We start from the raw sequence: 21,485 nt of genomic DNA, 5'->3' as shown, positions 1-21,485 counted from the left end.
AATCATTCTAACTCACCACTGCAAAATACGGTTTTATGCTATGTTTTGCCCTGAATACCCAGTTTGCCGTGTCAATCAGCCGAGGAAGGACTCTAAGGAACATAGGATGCAAAAACTTATCCCCACCATCGCATTAAGTGTCGTTGTCGGCCTAGTATTACCTTCCGCGCACGCGGCTGATCAGTCGAAACCACGGCTGACCTTAGAGCAACGGGCCGATAAGGCGCGTATCGACTCGCAGCGTATCGAGCAGGCGCAGCTTGAAAAGGCACGTCGAGCCGCCCAAGAGACCTCGGCACGGGAAGAAAAAATCCGCCAACAGTCCAATCCGCAGGATTGGGAAGCCCAACAAAAGCTTAAGGCTCAAAAGCAGTTCGATGAAAGGGAAAGCCGCGAGCAAAAATATCTGCAAGAAGCCAAGGAAGCGGCCGCCAAAGAGCGTAAAATCCCCAAACCTTAGTTATTTTTACATTAAGGGCAATATTCGCCGTTTGCCCTTTGATTCTGCTAGGAATTGCCGTTGAACACCTGCCCCCTTTGCCACAGTGCCAATTTAGTGGCTTACCACCAAGATAAACGCCGTCGTTACCAACAGTGCCAGCAGTGTGCCTTGGTGAGCGTGCCTGCCGAATTTTATCTGAGTCCTGCAGCCGAAAAGGCTGAATACGATAAGCACGAGAATCACCCGCAGGATCTCGGTTATCAGCAGTTTCTAGACCGAACCCTCGCCCCCTTGTTGAGCCGCTTTGCGCCAACGGCATTGGGGCTCGATTTTGGTTGTGGTGAGGGCAAAGCTTTGAGTCTACTGGCGCAAACGCGGGGTTATCGGGTCGAAAACTACGATCTCTATTACGCCAACCACCCCGAGTTACTCACGCGGCAATACGATTTCATTACCCTGACAGAGGTCATTGAGCATGTGAGCGATGCCGATGCGTTACTGACCTTATTAAACACCTTGCTCAAACCCAAGGGCATTTTGGCCGTGATGACGAAGCGAGTGCTCAATCCCACGGCCTTTAGCACTTGGCATTATAAAAATGATCCCACCCATATTAACTTTTACTCCGAAGCCACCTTTCAATGGCTCGCCGAGCATTACGGCTGGCAATTGGAAATCATCGACAAAGACGTCGTGTTTTTGCATCAAGCTAATTAACCTGAACTCAGGTTAACTAATGCGCTTGGGGCTTTTGTTGCCGCAGATAAGTTGGGATTTGTAAGTTTTCTAAATCAAACTTGGATGGTGCAGGCTCGGCGATGGATATTGCCTGACGCTTAATAAAATCATGCACATTGATATAGTTGTCATTGACTGCCTGGATAGGAGCTTGAATTTCCGGCGGCGCGAATCCAATCCCCGTTGCTATCACCATGATTTCGAGCTCCGATTCGAGGTTCGGGTCGAGAGTGAGCCCAATAATCACTAGGGCATCCCGCGGTAATTGCTCATGTACAGTTGCGCCGATTTGGTTGTATTGACTGAGCTCTATCGTGTCTTTTGCGACAACACTGACAATTGCCGCTTGTGCTTGATTGAGTTCAATATTATCGAGCAAAGGATGTTGCATGGCGCGTTTAACCGCCGAGATAAGATCCTCGTCGCCCTGAAGGCAGCTCACGCCCATTGCGGCGCGACCTTGGCGGCTGATAACGGAAATAAAGTCATTTAAATCAATATTGATAAGCCCAGCTTGGCTGATGGTATTGGCAAGCCCCAGTAATACATCCTGTAAAATTTTATTGCTCTCTTTGAATGCATTAAGCAGGGTCACTTTGGCGCCAAGCACCTCGGCAAGCTTATCGTTGGGGAGAACGATAACGGCATTGGCGCTCTCCAATAATTCCTGCAGTCCGGCTTCGGCATTGGTCTTTCTGTGCTGGCCCTCAAAGCTAAAAGGCATGGTCACAACGGCGATAACAGGTTTGGTTAACTCTCGAGCGAGCTTTGCCACCTGCGGTAGCGCGCCCGTACCTGTGCCGCCGCCTAATCCCGCGGTGAGAAACACGATATCGCTATGCTGCATTTGTTCAGTTAATGCCTGCGCCGACTCAATCGCTGCTGCGCAGCCGACATCGGGCTTGGCGCCTGCGCCTAAGCCTTTCGTCGTTTGTGGACCAATTTGAATGCGGTAATGGCTGCTGGTGGCGGCCATGGCTTGGGCATCGGTATTGACGGAAATTAATTCTACGCTGGATGGCAGATTGACTTGGCTGAGTTGATTAATGGTATTACAACCACAACCTCCGACGCCGAATACCGTTAATTTGGGCATGGCGCCAGTGGCGGTTTCATGAATTAGTTCAAACATAGCACTCTCACAGTTAGCAATGGTAAAGCAAGACTAACCTTGAGTTGCGACTCAGCTTGTCGCATCACTGCGATAAACGGTTTAACGGTATTTCGCCGCCATTTTTTGGCTGAGGGCGGCAAAGTGCTCCCGCAGTTTTACCGGTGCTAGCACCTCCACGGTATCGGCCATTTCCCACAATGCTGCGCGCAGTTTTGGGGTGTCAGTGACTTCTGCGACCACATAAAAGCGGCCATCCTCGCGTAATTGCATGGTCTGGTTATCGCTAAACTTGGCTTCGCGCATGATAAAACTCGCCTTATCGGAGAGCAGCAGTTCGAGACGCATCTTCTCGCCACGCGAGCCCTGTGCAGTTTTATTGATATCAAAATCGGCACTCTTAACCGCCGCGCTGGGCAATAGCTGCGCATTACGCAGTAAGCCTATCGGTTTGTGGTGGCGGCGCTTATCAAAGCTGCCAATGGTAAAAGCGAGTAGCGCCACCCCATCGCGAATTAAAATTCCTTGTGGATTGATAGGGTTGTAATGCAGCCAATGCATTTTGCCATTGATCCATTTTTTGATATCGCAGCGAATTTGTTTCTTATCCAAAATCGCTTGCTGTATGACCTCTAAGGACTGAGGTTGGTGCTGCGGCAGGATAAAGGGGTAAGGCTCGGGAAGCTGTGCGACTCGGCACGCCCAATAGAGCCAAGGGTTTTCGGGATCGCTAGCCAGCACCTGATCGGCCCTGTCGAAGTAGGGCTGTAGTTGTTGCAAGCTTTGTGGTGGCATCAACTGACTCGCACTGCGCTTTAAGGTGGTTAAAGCCAGCGCCATATGTTGGTCCATTAGCTCTAGGTTCAACCCGCGCCAGCAGGACTCAATCGACCAACCATAGGGCTTGTTTCTATCATCGAGGCGTAAGCCAAAGGTGCCCATTTCATACATGGCCTTTAAATCCCTTTGCACCGAACGCTTACTGATATCCTGCGTGCGGTTTGCCAGCCGCTCGACTAATTCGTTCACCGAGATTTTACGTGGCGCCCGCGGGATTAAGCTCAGTAGTGTCACTTGGCGTTGAAAGTTAGGCTGCATGATGAATTTTTCGATGTTTAGCGGAATAACATTATATTAATCAAAGGCTGCGACAAAAGCTGTCGCAGGTTTTGTATGGTGTGTGAAAATCTTTCAAAATCCCGACTGACTCACCTTATGCGAGTAATCGCATTGTCTCGGCTTTTGATTTCATAAGACCATCAACAATGGATTGTCGGCATATTTTGCAAGCCGCGTGATTTACACTGAGTGTAGTAAAACATTCACTGCGTAATGTCTCCTTACTATTAAATCTATTAACAATTTCTCAATGTCCGTGTAGTTTAGATAGCTTATAAAAACAACAATAGGTTATCGCTATGACTGTATCCTCGGTATCGCGCGCGTTATCAACATCCTCTGTAGCTACATCCTTTGCACCTTATTCCCGTTCACTCGGTGTGAGTCCATCCAAACTGACCAAGAGCTTACTCGCTTCCCTTGTCACCTTGAGCTTAATGGGCGCTGGGGTAAGCGCTGCTAATGCGGCGCAGCCCGACGCGGCCAAGTTAGCGGCGGGTGTGGAGCAAAAGGTGATCGACTGGCGCCGTGATTTGCACCAACATCCTGAGTTATCTAACCGCGAGTTTCGCACCAGCAAGATTATCGAAAAACATCTGAAATCCCTCGGATTAGAAGTACAGACGGGCATTGCCCATACTGGGGTTGTTGCTATCTTGAAAGGCGGAAAGTTAAAGGGCGGTAAACCCGGCCCCTTGATTGCGATTCGCGCGGATATGGATGCTTTGCCCGTGACCGAAGTAGTCGATGTGCCTTTTGCCTCTAAAGCGACAGATACCTATCGCGGTAAAACTGTTGGGGTGATGCATGCCTGCGGTCACGATACCCATGTGGCTATGTTAATGGGCGTGGCCGAGAACTTAGTGAAAGTGAAGGATAGTCTTGCCGGCGATGTGATGTTTATCTTCCAACCCGCCGAAGAAGGTGCGCCTGATGGTGAAGAGGGTGGCGCGGAATTAATGCTAAAACAAGGGCTGTTTGCCAAGCGCAAACCTGACCAAGTGTTTGGCATGCATGTAACTTCGAGTATGCCAAGCGGCATGATTGGTGTGCGTAGCGGCCCAGCCATGGCGAGTGAAGATTCCTTTACAATCAAAGTGAAAGGTCGTCAAACCCATGGTTCTCGCCCCTGGAATGGCGTCGACCCTATCGTCGCCGCGGCGCAAATTATTACCAATGTGCAAACCATTGTCAGTCGTCAGGTGGATATTACCAAAGCGCCCGCTGTGGTGAGTTTTGGCGCAGTCAATGGCGGTATTCGCTCGAATATTATTCCCGATGAAGTGGAGCTGATTGGCACCATCCGCACCTTTGACCAACCTATGCGCGCCGATATTAAGGTGCGCTTGGCCGAAATCGCCGAGTTATCGGCAAGAACTTTAGGTGCCACCGCGACAACTGAAATCCATCAAGGTTATCCCGTGGTGGTGAACAATCCTGAATTGGTCGCCAGTATGCGCCCTGTGCTTGCCAGTGTGGTCGGCGATAAGATGCTGATTGAGCCAGGGTTAATCACAGGTGCCGAGGACTTTTCCTTCTATGCCCTAGAGTCTCCTGGGATGTTTTTCTTCCTCGGGGTAACGCCAAAAGGCACAGATCCTGAAACGGCGGCCAGTAACCATTCTCCCGCCTTCTATGTGGATGAAAGTGCACTCAAAGTCGGGGTAGAAGCCATGACCAAGGTTGCCCTTACGGCACTTAAGGCGCAATAAATCGCTTAAGCCTTATTCCGTCAGCTTTTCGGTATAACTTGAGCTTACAAAAAATCGGCGTGGAAAGGCCTTCCCACGCTTGATTTGCTAGGCAATTTGCCTTCATATGTGGATTTTTACAGCAAGGAGCGAACAAGATGAAGCGCACGCTATCGGCGCTGGTGTTGGCGATGGGACTCTTTAATCCCTTAAGCCAAGCACAGGCCACAACGGCAGAAGACATCAAGAGTTTTACGCTAGCCAACGGCATGAAAATCATGGTGCTAGAGGACTCTTCTATTCCCAATGCCAACATGTATCTGTTTTGGAAAGTCGGTTCCCGCAACGAAGTCCCGGGGATTACCGGTATCTCACACTTTTTCGAACACATGATGTTTAACGGCTCGAAAAAATACGGCCCTAAGATGTTCGACCGTACCATGGAGGCCGCGGGCGGGGCTAACAATGCCTACACCACAGAGGATATGACGGTCTACACCGACTGGTTCCCAGCTAATGCGCTAGAAACCATGTTTGACCTCGAGGCCGACCGTATCGCCAACTTAGATATCAATCCCGATATGGTGGAAAGCGAGCGTGGCGTAGTACAGTCGGAGCGTTCGACTGGGCTTGAAAACTCCAACTGGAATACCCTCGAAGGCGAAGTTAAAGGCGTGGCCTTTTTAGCGCACCCTTACTCTTGGTCTGTGATTGGTCATGAGTCGGATATTGCCGCTTGGACTCTAGAAGATTTAGTGCAATACCATAAAACCTACTATGCGCCGAACAATGCGGTCGTAGTGATTGCCGGTGATGTAAAGCTGGCTCAAGTTAAGGCATTGGCGGATAAGTATTTTGCGCCTATTCCTGCGCAAACACCGCCTAAAGCCGTGCGTACCGTCGAGCCTTTGCAAAAGGGTGAGCGCCGTACTTTCGTTCAAAAAGCCTCGGTCAGTACACCTAACGTGATGTTAGCGTACCATGTGCCAGCGGCGACCCATGCCGATTATTATGCCTTGGATCTGCTCAGCTCTATCCTAAGCCAAGGTAATAGCTCGCGTTTATATCAAGCGCTGGTGGATAAACAAGTCGCGCTCGAAGCCGAGACTTATATGCCGATGTCGGTCGATCCTAATCTGTTCTATGTGATGGGCGTAGCCACGCCTGAAGTGAATGCTAACACCTTAGAGCGCGCGCTGATCGAACAAATTAATAGCATTGCGACCAATGGCGTGACCCAGCAAGAGCTAGATAAAGTCAAAAATATCAAGTTGATGGACTTTTATCGTGCGATGGAAACCATCAATGGTAAGGCCAACACCATAGGCACCTATGAAATGTATTTTGGTAGCTACGATAAATTATTTAATGCGCCAGAGGCCTATAACAAGGTAACGCCTGCGGATATCCAACGTGTTGCCCAAACCTATTTACGCAAATCGAATCGCACTGTTGCGGTATTGGCGGCAAACGAGGAGTCGGATCAATGAAATTCTCCTTTGTTAAATCATCCTTTATAAAATCATCTCTGCAGCCGACTAAGTTAATGGTCGCATTAGCCCTAGGCGCTAGCTTAGCCTTATCCGGCTGTGCCTCCACCACGGCACCAAAACGCGTCGATACCGGCAGCTTTGCCATGCCAAGTTACGACAAGTTAGTGCTAGATAACGGCCTAACCGTGTATTTAATGCCACAGCGCGAAGTGCCGTTAATCACCCTAAACGCGGTCGTGCGTGCTGGGGCGGTAAACGACACCACAGCGGGTATCGCCCAAATGACCGCCGAGGGTTTACTCCTTGGTGCGGCGGGTAAATCCAAGGCCGAGATTGAGCAGCAAGTGGATTTTCTCGGCGCTAGCTTAGGGGCCGAAGCCGACAAAGAAGGCAGTTATCTGGCCGCCGATTTTATGGCGAAAGATACCGATGTGATGCTCGGCCTATTCAGCGCCGCGCTATTAAGCCCAGACTTTGATTCGGCCGAGTTCGACAAGCTTAAGCAGCGCGCCATTGCGGGTTTACAGCAGGATAAAGAAAGCCCGCGCGCCGTGATTGGTCGCTACTTCGATAAACTGGTGTTCGGTGCCCATCCTTACGGTAATGCCTCATCGGGTAATCGCGAGTCACTTGAGCAAGTCACAGTGTCGCAGCTGCGCGCCTTCCATAAAAGCTACTATCAACCTGCCAATACCGCATTAACAGTGGTGGGGGATTTTGATGTGGCGGCGATGAAGGCCAAGCTAACCCAGACTTTTGGTCAGTGGAAAGGCAGCGAAAAACTCGTTCAGCCCGACTTAAACCAAGGTTTGCCAAAGTTAACTGAGGCCAAAGTGCTGCTGGTGGATAAGCCAGATGCGATGGAAACCACCTTTGTTATCGGTGGTTTAGGCATTAGCCGTGATAACCCTGACTATGTGGGGCTAACGGTCGTGAACACCATTTTAGGTGGCCGTTTTACCTCTTGGCTGAACGATGAACTGCGGGTGAATGCGGGGCTAACCTACGGTGCTCGCTCCGGTTTTAGTCCTTATACCGACTCGGGCGTGTTTACCATTAGCACCTTCACTAAGACGGAAACCACTCAAGAAGCGATTGATTTAGCGCTGAAAACCTATGCTCGCTTATGGGAGAAAGGTGTCGACCAAGCGACTCTTGATTCGGCTAAGGCCTATGTTAAAGGTCAGTTCCCGCCTAAGTTTGAAACCTCGGGCCAATTGGCTGGACTCCTATCTGGCATGTATCTCTACGGCTTCGATGATAAGTTTATCAATGAGTTCCAAGCCAAAGTGGATGGCTTAACCTTAGAAGAAACCCAAAGGTTAGTGAAAACTTACTTCCCACAAAAAGACCTGCAGTTTGTGCTGATTGGCAACGCCAGCAAGATAGCACCTATCGCGGCCAAGTATGGCCAAGTGCAAACCGTGGATATTAATGCGGTGGGTTTCGGTCAATAACCACTGGCGTTAGTCTATTTCGCCCAATAAAAAGGTCTGCTTAGTGCAGACCTTTTGTTTTTCTTTTCTAGGTGTTATTGCGCACCGGGCTTAGCGTAATGGGTCATCCAATCCTTCACTTGGTTATACCAATAGATGGAGTTGTTGGGTTTCATGATCCAATGGTTTTCATCGGGGAAATAAATCATCCGCGATTCGACATTACGGGTTTGCAGGGTGCGGAACAGCTCAAAACCTTGGCCGACGGGCACACGGTAATCGAGTTGTCCATGGCTGACTAAGGTTGGGGTGTTAAAGTTGGCGGCAAAGTAATGGGGCGAAATGGCTTTATACAGCTCAGGATTATCCCAGTAGTTACCAAAGCGAGTGCTGTGGACGGCAAAGTCCGCCGACATTTGGGAGTACATGTCGTACACCGCTGCGTGGATCAGCAGCGCCTTGAAGGGATGCGGCTGACCTAAAATAATCGAGGTTAAGTAGCCGCCATAGCTGGCGCCGCCGGCGACCATACGATCGCTATCGATCCAACTTTGTTGCTTAAACCAGTCTGCGGCTTTGAGTACATCTTCGAGGGATTTGTTTTTCCAATCTGGGTTAATAGCATCGGCAAACTCTTGTCCGAAGCCGCTAGAGCCGTGGAAGTTTGGCCAAGCGGTGACATAACCCCAAGAGGCGAAGGTTTGTGCGTTCCAGCGGAAGTGGAAGCCATCGCTAATGGCGTTGTGTGGGCCACCGTGGATCAACATAAACAGCGGGTACTTTTTGCTGCGATCGAAGCCGGGTGGATAGTGCACCCACATTTGAATGTCTTGGCCCTGGTAACCCTTGTAGGTGACCGACTCATAGGTGCCTAAATCGACATCCTTTAAAATCTCGTCGTTAAACTGCTCTAAACGCTCGGTTTTACCATTGCGAGGGTTGATGCTGACTAAACGCGCGGGATACAAGAAGCTTTGATTGGTCGCAATCAACTGGCCATCTTTAGCGATAGCTGGCTGGCTAAAGTCGGTGGCTTGAGTGATGGCCTTGGCCTTACCGCTCTTGGCATCGATATGATAAATACGGTTTGTCGCCGCATCATCAATGCTGGCATAGAAGCCCTTGCTGTCGGGTGTCCACTCGAATTGAGACACTGAGCGATCCCAATCCGCGGTGAGCGTGGTGAGTTTGCGACTGTTCACATCCAGCAGCATCAACCTTGCGGTATCGGCATAAAATCCGGGGATTTTTTGGCGAGTAAAGGCGAGGGTTTTGCCATTAGGGCTAAATGTTGGGTTCAGGTCCGGCGCTGGGTTATCTGGAGTGATATTTTCAGCCTTGCTGCCGCCAATGGTGGCGAGGAACAAGTCTAACTTAGGGTCGACGCGATTATCCGAACCATAGGCGCTGAAGGCTATTAAGCGTTCATCAGGGGAAATATCATAACTTGAGCTGCTTTGGCTTGAGCGTGGCAGTTCATGGCCTAACGGCTGAGTCACGGCTTCAACCGCGCCGCCTGTGGCTGGGATCCTAAATACATGGGCCTGACGGCGCTCATCTAACCAATGATCGAACTGCGAATAGGGCAGCGCATTCCACTGGCGGGCGGAGACTTTATTGTCTTTATCAGTCTTAAGCTGGGCCTTCATTTGCTCCCAATTCTGCTCAGGAAAGATATTGCTGATAAAATACAAATGCTTGCCAATCCACTTGATGCCATTGACGCCGGTGGGGATATCCGTGAGCTTGCTGGCTTCACCCGGGCCGTCCATAGGTAACAGGTAAATTTGGCCCGCGTCATCATCGTTACGTTCGCTGATAAAGGCCAAGGTTTTGCCGTCTGGCGAGAATACTGGCTCGCTGACTTTTAAGCCTTTGGCGGTAATCGCACGGTTATTTTTACCTTCACCGTCGAAGCGCCACAGTTGGGTTGAACCTTTGTCTTCCTTAAGGTCGTATTCAGTCACAGGCGCAATAATGTGCTCGCCCGTGGAGGACACCACTGGGCTACCTATGCGTTTGAGTTGCCAAAGTAATTCGACTGAGAGTGGTTTGCTGGCTTCTGCAAATGCCGTACTGAGGGGCATTAGCAGACTCAGCAGTATAATTCCTGCCTTCTTCACTAGATGTCTCCTTATCATTCAGAGTGTTATCGTTATTTTTCCCATTAAACCCCAAAGTATAAAAACCGAGCATGAAATCAAGCTGAGTCTGTGAAGGTTGAGACGGACTTTTATGTAAGTAACTGTAACCACAGGCCTCATTTTGATGACTAGGTATGACATGCACGGCGCAAACTGTCGTAGCGTATTTGTGGCTAAGGTGTTTTAACGCTAATGTATTGGGAGATTGAAATAGGACTCGAATATGGCGTTAATCATCCCGCAAAAACTGGGCAAGCTATTGATAAAAAATGTATTGATACTCGCCTTGGGCAGCTTAGCTATCTTTCCTGCGCAAGCCGCTAAGATCAGTTTTAAAGCCTTTTGCCCACAAATGGTGGGGCAGTGGCAGGGCAATGCCGCGAAGGTGGGGGAAATCCCGAAGCAAGTCATAGTCAACGGCTTTTGCTCCCATGATCAGCGCCAGTTGATCCTCTCCGTAAGTGTCGGTACACGCGCTCCCTACAGCGAGACATGGTGGTTTCGGGAGCAGGGCGAGCAAGTACTGTTAACCTACTACGACGGTGTCTCGCAGGAAAAGCAGCAAGTCTTTAGTTTATATCAACAAAATGGCGATTATTCCCTGCTTGGCGAGGGAGTCGTGAATGCGCGCGCCGCCTTAATCCAACTGTTATTCGAAGCTAAATCGCCCCAAGGGGCATGGCAGTGGACGCAAAATATTCAATATTTAGACGATGATATCGACCGCTATCAGCTCTTTCGTGGGATAGAGATGGCGCCTGTCGCACCATCGCATTAAGCAGACTTATTCATACTCGACAATACGCAACTCACTTTGGGACAAAAGCGTGTTAGGTCATTAGCCATTGCATATGAATTTCGCATAAAAGTCTCTATGGATAACACGCAGCGGGTAATTTTTTCGTAGTTAGCAAATTGTTAGCCACAAACCGATAACCTCGATCCATTCAGATATGTACAGATACATGCTGTTGAATTCGTTTGGAAGGATAATTTGATTATGTTTGATGAAATTACGAGACTTTTCGAGCTTTTCTATTCTCTGTTTTAGCCAATGCAGTGATGGCATAGAGTGTTCAACGAAACCGGGATTTGTTATTACTAAAAATTTACATTACCTACTGAGGACGGACTTCCAGAAGTGAGAGTTTGCATTAATCCATATCGGTTAATCAAAATATCTTTTCATTCATCAGTTGGCTTGGGTTATACCCAAAGCGTTTTTTAAATGAAAAAGAAAAATGTGAAAGGTTTTCAAAGCCGAGTTCAAGATATATATCTGAAGGTTTCTGTTGTTTCTGTTCAATTAAAAAGTGCGCTTCATCCAACCGTTTTGCGGTTAACCAAGCCGCCGGTGACTGCTGAAATATTTGTTTAAAATCGCGTTTAAACGCCGACAAACTACGACCGCTTAAATAAGCAAAACGCTCAAGGCTGACGTTAAACTTATAGTTTTGTTGCATAAAGGCTTTCAGATCGAGCCTACCGGGTTGCCGGAAATCAAACAGAATTCGGGCTAAATCCGGCTGTTGTTGTAGCAAAATAAGCAGCAGTTCTTCACGTTTTAAATCCGCAAAACGCTGGTCGATATTGCCAGCACCCTGATAGTAAGGCGCCAATGACTGAATAAAGCTTTGTAACAACGAACTTAGTGGAATGCCTACATAAGCTTGCTGCGGTGCTGGGTGCTCTAGATTAATCGGATACTTATCCGCAAAACCCTGCAAAAAAGACTGCTCAAAGATCACCACCACCTTTTCAAAGTGCCCGTCAGTAGGTTGCTTGTTGTAACGTGCCAGATGATTTTTACGCGCTAAACAGCACTGCCCTGCGCGTAATTGATGACGATTTTTACCATCAAAACCGGTTAATACACCCTGCGCCAAAAATATAAACATATGCTCAGGCACAAACTGCTCGGGGGAAATCTCCGGCCCTAAGTAACAAGACTTAATTTCGTTCAGTTTCATCATGTTAAATTAGCTTGTAGTGAACCAGTGACTGAGCGGCGGCCAGCATGGCCTGTTCATTTGAGCGCGGTTGCCAGCCCAACAAAGTACGAGCCTTTTGGTTAGACGCCTGTCGATAAACTCCCACCAAAGGTTTAATCGCTCGCGCTTTGGGATTAAATAATGCCACGATTTTTAATAACCAGGTAGGCAGCGCTTTAGTCGAAATATTAGCACTATGTTGCGGCATGGCTTTTTTCAAATAATGGGCAATATCGATCAATGACATCGTCCCTCCTGCCAGCGCCAAAAAACGCTCCCCCGCCGCCTGTGGTGACAGCATGGCACGTATATGCAAATCCGCCACGTCGCGCACATCTACTATGCCCATGTTAATATCGGGCAACCTTTGCATTTCGCCGCTCATTAGCTGACGCAGCAAGCTATGTCCAGCAGATAGACGTTGATTAATTAAAGGACCAAAGATCCCCATTGGGTTGATAACGGACAACTCCAACCCTTGCCCGTCACTATGGATATAGTCCCATGCGGCGCGCTCCGCCAGCACTTTGGATTTATTATACACAGACAAACCCTTTTGCTTGGGGTTAGTCCAGCTTTGTTCCGTGAGCACTTGGCTGGTATCGGTGTTGCTGTAGCCCACAGCACCAAAATTGGATGTCATTACCACGCGTTTAACCCCCGCCTTTTTGGCAAAAGTTAACACTCTAAGTGTGCCCTCAACCGCAGGTTTAATCACATCATCTTCATTTTTGGGATCGCCCATCGGCAGCGGTGAGGCAACATGCAGCACATAATCACAACCTTGCATTGCAGTTAACCAATTAGTGTCATTTAACAAGTCAGCCTCAATAAGCTGCACGTTATCTTGGCTTGCTTGCATACCGGCACTTTTCAATGTTTCAAACAATTGGCTTTGACTACTCAAACTACGCACTGTGGTGTTGACCCGATAGCCCTGCTGCAACAATTGCACTATCACATGTGTTGCGACAAATCCGGTACCACCGGTGACTAATACTGTTTGTTGTTGCATGCTGACCTCATTCATATTCAATATTTGCCAGACAAAATAACCAAGCCTGCGTGGATATTGGCATTATAGAGGCACTCAATAATTTGATGGTTTATTCAAAAGCTCAGCTTTGTTTTGTTGATTGGCTCAGTGTATGCAGAAAAACTCTGTCAGTGAATCGCCAACATCGCAGTAGCTTTTTAGCCGGATGAACAGTTAAATGGTCGTTAGAACTGTCATTGTTGCAACAGTGACCGTTGGTGGCATGACCGCTCTTTCACATCTGACCCATAGGGATATGGGAAATGCCACTATGATGTTGGGAACATCATTGGCCATGTGAACGCGGCATTTACACTTCCGTGTGCTGCAGATGCCGCCGTCGAGCCTATAGGGATACTTCTTGTAAAATAAAAGGACGGCGTGTCACAGGGGAAACAATGACAATTGATACAGTGCACCTAGCGGCAAAGTTATCTGGCTTTGGTGTGAATTGAGTTAAAGAAATCTTTTAGAGCTGATGGCTGAATGATTTGGCTGAGTAATTGGAATATTGGCTGGTTCAGCCCAGCCAATTCAAATCAGTATTCCTACCTATTAAATAGCGCCTTCAAACCCAAGCTGACGCCAGGCTTCGTAGCTGATAATCGCCACGGCATTGGAGAGGTTGAGGCTGCGACTGGTGGCCGCCATCGGAATGCGTAATCGCTGCTCAGTTGGGATTGACTCGATAATCGACATAGGTAGCCCACGGGTTTCAGGGCCAAATAACAGCACGTCATCCTTGGCAAAACTGAGTTCAGTATGAGGGCGACTGCCCTTAGTGGTACAGGCCATAATGCGTTTTCCTGCCATGGCTTCGAGGAAGGCATCGAAGTTTTTATGGCGAGTCACATTGGTTAAATCGGCATAGTCTAGGCCCGCGCGACGCAGTTTTTTCTCTTCAAAATCAAACCCTAGTGGCTCAATTAGATGAAGTTGGCTGCCGTTGTTTGCACAAAGGCGAATGATATTACCCGTGTTGGGTGCGATTTCTGGCTCATAGAGTGCGATATGGAACATGCTTGCCCGCCTATAAAAAATGACGCCCGATTATACGGCAAACAAGGCATAAGCACAGCTCTGCTTGCGCATATCTAAAGCGGCATAAACGCGGGTCCATTTTTCTTTTCTCCCTATTAACCTTATTTCAGCACTTGCCTGTTTTATTCTCTCAAAGTAATATATCTCAACATCAAGATACTTTTTAAGAAGTCATTATGCCGTTTGTGATTGCGTTACTCGCCCCGGTGTTTTGGGGGACCACCTATGCATTGGTGAGTCTTTACTTACTGGATATGTCGCCCTACTGGGTGGCGGTTTGGCGCGCGCTGCCTGCCGGTATATTGCTGCTGATGCTGCGGCCGCGTTTGCCGACGCTGGCATGGTCTAAATTAAGCTTGCTGGCGTTTTGTAATATTGGCGCCTTCTTTGCGCTGCTGTTTATTGGCGCCTATCGGCTACCCGGCGCCGTTGCGGGTACGCTGGGGGCGACATTGCCATTAATCTTTTTGATCCTCGCTTGGCTGATTGATAAAAAACGCCCGGGAATGAAGTGGCTACTGCTCGGCTTAATGGGCCTCGGTGGCGTGATTTTATTGCTTAATCCCTCGGCGGATCTCGACCCGATTGGTGTCCTGTGTATGCTGAGTGCGACGACGCTGATTGCCTTTGCTTCCCGCTGGATGCAGCGCTGGGATGTGGGCGACTTTTTAGTGCTCACCGCCTGGCAATTACTCTTGGGGGGCTTGATGTTAATCCCGCTGGCGTGGTTTATGGCGGGGCCGCCACAGATCCCGAGTATGGATGTGGTTCCCTCGTTAATTTGGCTAGTTACCGCCAATACCGCGGTGGCCTATTGGGCTTGGCTCTGGTCAATGCGAAATTTAGGACCAGAAATCATGGGGATGGTGGCTTTAGTCAATCCCGTGGTTGCCGTATCATTAGGCGTATTGATTGTGGGTGAAGCCTTAGATATGCGCCAGTGGGCAGGGATTTTAGTGATTTTACTGTCGCTACTGCTGATGAAGTTGCCGCAAAACTTGAGGTGGAATCCCTTAAAAGCGAGGGGTTAAATGCTAAAACACTTAGACTTGAACTTACTGCCCGTACTGGAAATTCTCCTTGAGGAGCAGAGTGTCACGGCCGCGGCGGCGCGGCTGCATTTAAGTCAGTCGGCGGTGAGCAAGCAATTGACTCGCCTGCGCGAAGTGTTTGATGACCCCTTATTCGAACGTACCGCCTACGGCCTCAAACCGACGCCCAAGGCGCTGTCGCTGGCGCCCGACTTGCGCCAATGCTTACAGCAATTAGCGCAATTTACTCGGCCAGATAGTTTTGAGCCCGCCCTAAGCCAACGTCAGTTTCGGATGCATCTGGTCGAAACCACCTATTCACTGACGTTCCCACACTTTATGCCTTCGCTTTTAGCGCAGGCGCCCGGTGTGAGCATTAATTGCCAAACCTGGCGGCTGGATACCATGGAAAGATTGATGCGCTGCGATATCGATCTCGCCATAGGTTGCCGCGAATGGGATGAACGTTCGCCCATGCATGTAAACCATATCCCGGATGATATCCATTATGTTGAATTGGTTCAGGATTACACTGTATGCCTGATGCGCCGTGACCATCCAGCCCTTACGCAGGAATGGAATCTCGACACCTTTTTAAGCTATCGCCAGTTACAGGTTGCCTTTGGTGGCTTGGAGCATTGGTTATTAGACGATGTGCTGCAAATCCAAGGGCGTAAACGGGATATTGCGGTGAATATGACGGACTTTCAGAGCGCGCTGGCCCTGTGCGAGCAGAGCGATTTGATCCTCTGTGCCCCTTCCCGTTACGCCTTAGCTGTGATGAAGTCGTTTGATCTTATGTATTTACCCTCACCGATTAAGCTGATCCCCGGTGCGTATCTGCTGATGTGGCATAAGCATTTCGAACACGATCTCAGCCATAAATGGCTGCGGGAACTGATTATCGACAAGGTCCGCGCCTCGCTCCCTAACTAACTTCTGCCCCAGTGTTTAGCCAAGCCTGTAACTTGGGCAAAATCGCCTGTCCATCGGCTAGGCCTTGGTGATACACGGCGGTCACTTTATCGATATTGCGGTCAAGCCGCGAAAGATTAAGCGGCGCAGCAGGGCGGATCACAAAGATATTGCCACTGGCAACACTCTGGGCGAGTTCCTCTAGGGATTGGTTATAACGTTGGTGACGCACTTTGAGCGCGGCGGCTACCGCCGGATAAGCTTGATAACGCTTGCGCGCTAACCAATTGAACTTCATTGGTGATTTTCGATAGTTTGCATCCTGAGTCAGGATCACCACCTGGCGTTTATAGCCCTCTTGCTGCGCCTGCGCGACCGGAATAGGCGCAGCGATGCCGCCATCGAGGTAGGTTTGGTGGTTTATCGGATAGGGATTGGCCATAAAAGGCAGGCTAGAGGAGGCGATAAGCACGTCGAGCAATTTGTCGTGCTCCTGAAAATCGGCCATGCCAAAGTAATCGGTTTGTCCTGTCTGGCAGTTAAATGCCCCGACCTTAAACTCAGTTCCGCTGGTTAAAAAGGTTTTAAAATCAAAAGGCAGTAACTCATAGGCCATGCGCTTATAGGTAAAATCGGTATTGACGTAATTACCCGTGGCTAACCAGTGGCGCAGCCCCATGTAGCGCTTATCCCGCAGATATTGCTGCTGAATTTGTAAATTGCGGCCAAATTGGCGTGAAACATAAGAAGCGGGATAAATCGCCCCCGCCGATACACCAATCACATAGGGGAAGTGCAATTGTTGCTGCAAAAAGGCATCTAATACGCCGGCGGTATAAATTGCCCTCAGGCCGCCGCCCTCTAACACTAAGGCCACATCTTGCATTGAGTTACTACTGTTTAATCGAATGGATAGAACAGCATACTCTAACTCCACTGAGAAATGAAACGCCTGCCAACAAGGGTTAGGCGGGGATGGCAAATCTTGGCGTGAGCTCGCAGGCGTTGGGCTGAACCAGTGACGCTGGGGTCGGGCTAAAATCCATCTGGCTAAAATATTGACTGAGTGCCGCTATGGCTTCTTTCACTTTAGCGGGCTGTTTGTCCCGCGCGGAGGTCACGCTGTAAACGCTGTAGGTGCGTAGCGACCACTCTGGTAAAAGCGTCACTAGTTGGCCAGATGCAAGATATTGATGCACTTCGGGCTCTGGCAACACGGCAAAGCCTAATCCATCGAGGGTGAGCTGGATTAGCGTCTGCATATTATTGACGTTGATGCGCTGGGCAGGGAGTTCTATTCGCTCTTGAGTCTGTGAATGGGTTAAGAACTCGGGCTTAGCATAGCTGTGGCTAATACGGTTGAAACCTTGTAAGTCGTCAGGGTGTTGCAGACCCTGATGTTGGGGAATATAGCTAGGGGCGGCACACAGCAACATGCGCCAATCTGCCAAGGGGCGAGCGATAAGGTTCGAATCCGATAGGGGACCGATGCAAATTGCCAGATCGATTCCTTCGTTAACTATATCGATTGGGTCATCCTGCAATTGCAGATTGAGGCTGATCTGCGGGTGAGCCGCCAACAGGTGCGCTAATGGCTGGCTGAGTAAACCACCGCCAAAACCGACTGGCGCGGCGATTTTAAGCTCCCCCGAAGGTGTGCCCTTTAATGCGTGCAGCTGTTGTTCGGCGCTTTCTACTATTTTTATGATTTTAATGCAGTTTTCATAAAATAATGTGCCCGCCTCTGTGAGTGTGAGGTGGCGGGTATTACGGTGAAACAGACTAATTCCCATATCCATTTCAAGCTTTGCGACTTGTTGGCTCACCGCCGATGAACTCAGATTAAGCTGTGTTGCCGCAGCACTCATCGAGCCTTTTTCCGCGATGGCGGCAAACACGATCATGCCCTTGACCATATTTCTATTCATTCTTAAGCAACTCTTACAAGTGATTACTCAAAGTCTAACTTGAGCCGATTGTAACATAGGGATACATTGCCGTATTGAAAATTATTATCATTTACAAAGGGTCAAGGGAGATTCGTTGGTTATGTTGTTACGTCGTAAAAAGATCCTCGCACAGCTAGTTTCTGCCGCATTATTGCTACCCGCTACTCAGGTTTTGGCGGATGCCGCACCCGATCAAGACAAGATGATGGAAAGAATCGTTGTTACCGCATCGGGTTTCGAGCAGCAAGTGCGTGACGCGCCCGCTTCTATCAGCGTGATCACCCGTGAGGATCTCGATACACGTTTTTACCGTGACTTAACCGATGCTATGTTAGAAGTGCCCGGCGTGGTGGTGACTGGCGGTGCCGACCGTCGGGACATTAGTCTGCGGGGTATGGGCAGCCAATACACGCTGATCCTCGTCGATGGTAAACGCCAGTCTTCCCGCGAGACACGCACCAACAGCGACGGTCCTGGTGTTGAAGGCGCTTGGACGCCGCCGCTCGCCGCAATCGATAGGATTGAAATTGTCCGCGGACCCATGTCATCCCTTTATGGCTCCGATGCTATCGGTGGGGTGATCAACATCATCACCCGTAAAGTGCCCAATGAGTGGCAGGGGGAGCTGCGCCTTGACACCACGCTGCAGGAAAAGTCGGACTCGGGCAATGTGTATCAGGGCAACTTCTTTTTGAACGGTGGCTTGATTAAAGATCTGCTCGGCGTGCAGTTATACGGCCAATATACTCAACGTGAAGAAGATAGTATTTACGGCGGTTACCGAGGTCGCGATGCGGATAATCTCACCGCCAGATTTGCCCTCACGCCTAACCAAGACCATGACATTATGCTGGAAGTCGGCATCGCCAACCAAGAGTTGGATAGCACCTTAGGGAAAACCGTTGCGCCATTGGCGCCGGGCGCCAGTTGTGGCCGCAGTGGTTGCCCAGCTTCGTCGACAACCGAATATGAAAACAGCACCATTTCCCTATCACACACCGGGCGTTGGGACTTTGGCACCTCGGATACTTATATCAAGCACGAAGTATTTGATAACAAGTCCCGCAAGATGAAGATCAAGAATACCGATGCTCAAACTAGCCTGATCGCCACCTTAGGGGAAAGCCATACCGCCACCTTCGGTGCGGCCTTCAATAAGCAAGATCTTACCGATGAAACCGGCAATCAGGTCAGTGACTTAACCGATATTAGTCGCCGCCAATGGTCGGTGTTCTCAGAGGATGAATGGCGTATCGTCGATAATTTTGCCTTAACCTTGGGCCTGCGTTTAGACGATGATGAAAACTTTGGCGACCACCTCAGCCCGCGGATTTACGGTGTATGGGGGCTGACCGAACATACTACCTTAAAAGGCGGTGTGTCGACCGGCTTTAGGGCGCCGAGCCTGAGGCAAACTGTGCCCGATTGGGGGCAGGTAAGCCGAGGCGGCAATATGTACGGTAACCCAGATTTACAACCCGAAACCTCTGTAAACTATGAGCTAGGCATTTACACCGATCTCACCGATTCCATCACCACCAGTGCTGGCGTGTTTTATAACGAGTTTGAGGACAAGATCACCCGTGTCGCTTGCCCTGCGACTCAATGTACCGATGGGCCGAATCAGTTTGGCTCTGACCCGACTACCTATGTGAATATCGATGAGGCAGTCACCCAAGGGGTTGAGTTTAGTATCGACTATAAAATCTTGAGCAACTTGGCATTGACGGGTAACTACACTTATACCGACTCGGAGCAAAAGACGGGGGCCTATAAAGGTAGTCCATTGAATCAATTGCCTAAACATCTGGTGCAATTGTCGGTTAACTATGAGCCGATAGATAAGTTAAGCACTTGGCTGCGGGTTAACTATCGTGGTGAAGAGAGCCAGCCAACTACTGGGCCTTCCTCGAGCAGTTTGATTGCGCCTTCCTATACGCTGTTAGATTTAGGAGCCAATTATCGGGTTAATGACAGCATTAAGTTCAGCGCGGGTATTTATAACGCCTTCGATAAGGACATCACGGAAGAAGAGTACGGTTATATTGAAGACGGCCGTCGTTACTGGTTAGGCATGACCTATAGCTTTTAATCGCGTTTAAAAATAGTCGCTTAATACAAAAAGCCAGCATTTAGCTGGCTTTTTTGATTATTCAAAATCCGGTTTACGGATAAACAGGATGTTGAGATCCTGCGTTGGTGTGAACTGCTTTTGCTGGAACTCAAAGGTGAGTGGATCGGTTTTTTTAAGCTCGCCATCAAAACACAGGCTAATGAGATCTGTGGGCTGGGATTTTTTCAGCGTCAGTTTGAAGTCCTTAATCGCCCCTTGCCAGTTATTATAGCTAAGGTGGCTCCATTCCACGCCATATTCAACATCTTCGCCGTCTTGTTTAACGATAAGGTTTCGCTTCCGAATACCTTGCTTGGCACTTTCATCTAAACAGGCAAGTTCAGTGTAAGTATCGATAATACTATTGGCAGTATCGGGGATGCCCGTTGAGAGGCTCGGCGTATAACTGTGGCTGATGGAGACAGATTGGCCCGCGGGAAAGGTTTGTTCCCATACAAAGTAGTCACTCAGGGTAAAGGCGATTTGTTGCTCCTCATCTAACCATTCCTTGGGGAGCGCGGGTTTGCCCTTGGGGACTTTGGCATATTCGGCAAAGTAAGCGACTTCCTCTATCCCCCAACCAAGCTGTTTCAGCTCGGCAGTAATATCCGTCTTATCGGCGAGTTGGGCGACGAGCCTGTGCTGAGTTGGCTGGGTATTACCATTCACTTTAAGGGTGAAATTATCGATGCTGCTGTGATCAGCGGAGCCAAAAAACATTGGCGGCATGGGAAAGGCAATGGGGACGATAAGCTCCTGCGAGCTGGTGTTGGTAAACAGATAATCGACCCTAACTTCGGCCTCGCTGATAAAGAGCGACTCCTTGTCCATACTGATATGTGGCTGATATTTAAGGGTGATAGAGCCATTAGCATTACCAAAACTGCTGTCATTGGCTAAGGTTGCTGTGCTCACGAGCAGCGCGAGTAAACTGCCCATTAAGGTCCTAACATGGATTGGCATAAACATCTCTAAAAATCGCAATAAAGATTAGGCGCGGCGGGCAAGCTCAATGGCTGCGGCAATAGCATTGCGTGCCTGTGGGCTGTTCTTCCAGCAAGTGGTGCGTAACATGCTGGCGACTAGGTTGGCGATATCCTCGACCTCATGCTCGGCTAACTGCGCGAGTGAGCTGATACCGATTTCTTCAAAGCGTTTAATGACCGTCGGGCCAACGCCTTTAACGGCGAGTAGTGCTTGTTTTTCTTGCTCATTAAAACCCATAACGAATACTC

General features: G+C 49.3%; 19 protein-coding genes. 9 read left to right on the top strand and 10 right to left on the bottom strand.

What is annotated here, in order from left to right; translation table 11 throughout:
- Positions 1 to 106 precede the first annotated feature (106 nt).
- Both B5P39_RS17730 and B5P39_RS17725 read left to right on the top strand, forming a co-directional pair.
- Positions 107 to 460 carry a hypothetical protein gene (locus B5P39_RS17730; protein ID WP_086903549.1) on the top strand — a complete coding sequence of 118 codons (354 nt, stop codon included), beginning with the start codon at positions 107 to 109 and terminating at the stop codon, positions 458 to 460.
- A gap of 60 nt (positions 461 to 520) precedes the next feature.
- Positions 521 to 1,159, top strand: coding sequence for a class I SAM-dependent methyltransferase (locus B5P39_RS17725; RefSeq protein ID WP_086903550.1), 639 nt, complete (start codon positions 521 to 523; stop codon positions 1,157 to 1,159).
- 16 nt (positions 1,160 to 1,175) lie between these two features.
- Here B5P39_RS17725 and ftsZ read toward each other — a convergent pair whose 3' ends face one another.
- Positions 1,176 to 2,312, bottom strand: coding sequence for a cell division protein FtsZ (gene ftsZ, locus B5P39_RS17720; protein ID WP_086903551.1), 1,137 nt, complete (start codon positions 2,310 to 2,312; stop codon positions 1,176 to 1,178).
- Positions 2,313 to 2,393: 81 nt separating this feature from the next.
- A complete protein-coding gene (locus B5P39_RS17715; protein WP_086903552.1) occupies positions 2,394 to 3,389 on the bottom strand; it encodes a helix-turn-helix transcriptional regulator in 996 nt (331 codons plus the stop codon).
- A 320-nt stretch (positions 3,390 to 3,709) separates the two neighbouring features.
- Here B5P39_RS17715 and B5P39_RS17710 point away from each other — a divergent pair, with 320 nt between their 5' ends.
- The 3 genes from B5P39_RS17710 (at position 3,710) to B5P39_RS17700 (ending at position 8,051) form a co-directional block, all read left to right on the top strand.
- Positions 3,710 to 5,122, top strand: a complete 1,413-nt coding sequence (locus B5P39_RS17710) for an amidohydrolase (protein ID WP_088212464.1) — start codon at positions 3,710 to 3,712, stop codon at positions 5,120 to 5,122.
- Between the two features lie 137 nt (positions 5,123 to 5,259).
- Entirely contained in the window at positions 5,260 to 6,591 is a 1,332-nt protein-coding gene (locus B5P39_RS17705; protein ID WP_011627539.1) for a M16 family metallopeptidase, read from the top strand.
- A complete protein-coding gene (locus B5P39_RS17700) occupies positions 6,588 to 8,051 on the top strand; it encodes a M16 family metallopeptidase (protein WP_086903555.1) in 1,464 nt (487 codons plus the stop codon). Before B5P39_RS17705 ends, B5P39_RS17700 begins: the two co-directional genes overlap by 4 nt.
- A gap of 74 nt (positions 8,052 to 8,125) precedes the next feature.
- Here B5P39_RS17700 and B5P39_RS17695 read toward each other — a convergent pair whose 3' ends face one another.
- Positions 8,126 to 10,153, bottom strand: a complete 2,028-nt coding sequence (locus B5P39_RS17695; RefSeq protein WP_086903556.1) for a S9 family peptidase — start codon at positions 10,151 to 10,153, stop codon at positions 8,126 to 8,128.
- Between the two features lie 244 nt (positions 10,154 to 10,397).
- On the opposite strand from B5P39_RS17695, the gene B5P39_RS17690 reads away from it, so the two are divergent.
- Complete coding sequence (locus B5P39_RS17690) at positions 10,398 to 10,952, top strand: hypothetical protein (protein WP_088212463.1); 555 nt, start codon at positions 10,398 to 10,400, stop codon at positions 10,950 to 10,952.
- Positions 10,953 to 11,346: 394 nt separating this feature from the next.
- Here B5P39_RS17690 and B5P39_RS17685 read toward each other — a convergent pair whose 3' ends face one another.
- The 3 genes from B5P39_RS17685 to trmL form a co-directional block, all read right to left on the bottom strand.
- A complete protein-coding gene (locus B5P39_RS17685; protein WP_217895748.1) occupies positions 11,347 to 12,084 on the bottom strand; it encodes a helix-turn-helix domain-containing protein in 738 nt (245 codons plus the stop codon).
- A 64-nt stretch (positions 12,085 to 12,148) separates the two neighbouring features.
- Positions 12,149 to 13,180, bottom strand: a complete 1,032-nt coding sequence (locus tag B5P39_RS17680) for an SDR family oxidoreductase (protein ID WP_088212462.1) — start codon at positions 13,178 to 13,180, stop codon at positions 12,149 to 12,151.
- Between the two features lie 576 nt (positions 13,181 to 13,756).
- Positions 13,757 to 14,221 (bottom strand): tRNA (uridine(34)/cytosine(34)/5-carboxymethylaminomethyluridine(34)-2'-O)-methyltransferase TrmL, encoded by a 465-nt coding sequence (gene trmL / locus B5P39_RS17675; RefSeq protein WP_088212461.1) that lies wholly within the window; start codon positions 14,219 to 14,221, stop codon positions 13,757 to 13,759.
- Between the two features lie 197 nt (positions 14,222 to 14,418).
- Between trmL and B5P39_RS17670 the strand changes: the two genes are divergently transcribed.
- Positions 14,419 to 15,273: a DMT family transporter gene (locus B5P39_RS17670; protein WP_088212460.1), complete on the top strand. Its 855-nt coding sequence runs from the start codon at positions 14,419 to 14,421 to the stop codon at positions 15,271 to 15,273.
- Positions 15,274 to 16,209 (top strand): LysR family transcriptional regulator, encoded by a 936-nt coding sequence (locus B5P39_RS17665; RefSeq protein WP_088212459.1) that lies wholly within the window; start codon positions 15,274 to 15,276, stop codon positions 16,207 to 16,209.
- Here B5P39_RS17665 and B5P39_RS17660 read toward each other — a convergent pair.
- Together B5P39_RS17660 and B5P39_RS17655 are read right to left on the bottom strand one after the other, a co-directional pair.
- Positions 16,202 to 17,074, bottom strand: a complete 873-nt coding sequence (locus B5P39_RS17660) for a patatin-like phospholipase family protein (protein ID WP_088212458.1) — start codon at positions 17,072 to 17,074, stop codon at positions 16,202 to 16,204. The two genes, B5P39_RS17665 and B5P39_RS17660, sit on opposite strands and share 8 nt — an antisense overlap.
- A gap of 79 nt (positions 17,075 to 17,153) precedes the next feature.
- Positions 17,154 to 18,116 (bottom strand): LysR family transcriptional regulator, encoded by a 963-nt coding sequence (locus tag B5P39_RS17655; RefSeq protein WP_088212457.1) that lies wholly within the window; start codon positions 18,114 to 18,116, stop codon positions 17,154 to 17,156.
- Between the two features lie 121 nt (positions 18,117 to 18,237).
- Here B5P39_RS17655 and B5P39_RS17650 point away from each other — a divergent pair, with 121 nt between their 5' ends.
- Positions 18,238 to 20,229 (top strand): ligand-gated channel protein, encoded by a 1,992-nt coding sequence (locus B5P39_RS17650; RefSeq protein ID WP_088212456.1) that lies wholly within the window; start codon positions 18,238 to 18,240, stop codon positions 20,227 to 20,229.
- 57 nt (positions 20,230 to 20,286) lie between these two features.
- On the opposite strand, the gene B5P39_RS17645 is transcribed toward B5P39_RS17650, so the two are convergent.
- Positions 20,287 to 21,189: a DUF4424 domain-containing protein gene (locus B5P39_RS17645; RefSeq protein WP_254915805.1), complete on the bottom strand. Its 903-nt coding sequence runs from the start codon at positions 21,187 to 21,189 to the stop codon at positions 20,287 to 20,289.
- Between the two features lie 51 nt (positions 21,190 to 21,240).
- Entirely contained in the window at positions 21,241 to 21,474 is a 234-nt protein-coding gene (locus B5P39_RS17640; RefSeq protein ID WP_011718648.1) for a hypothetical protein, read from the bottom strand.
- Positions 21,475 to 21,485 lie beyond the last annotated feature (11 nt).

The sequence above is a fragment of the Shewanella sp. Shew256 genome (assembly GCF_002196695.1).
GTDB classification, from domain to species: domain Bacteria; phylum Pseudomonadota; class Gammaproteobacteria; order Enterobacterales; family Shewanellaceae; genus Shewanella; species Shewanella mangrovisoli.
The sequence above is the reverse complement of the archived record's forward strand: the minus strand, read 5'-3'. Positions and strand labels throughout refer to the sequence as shown.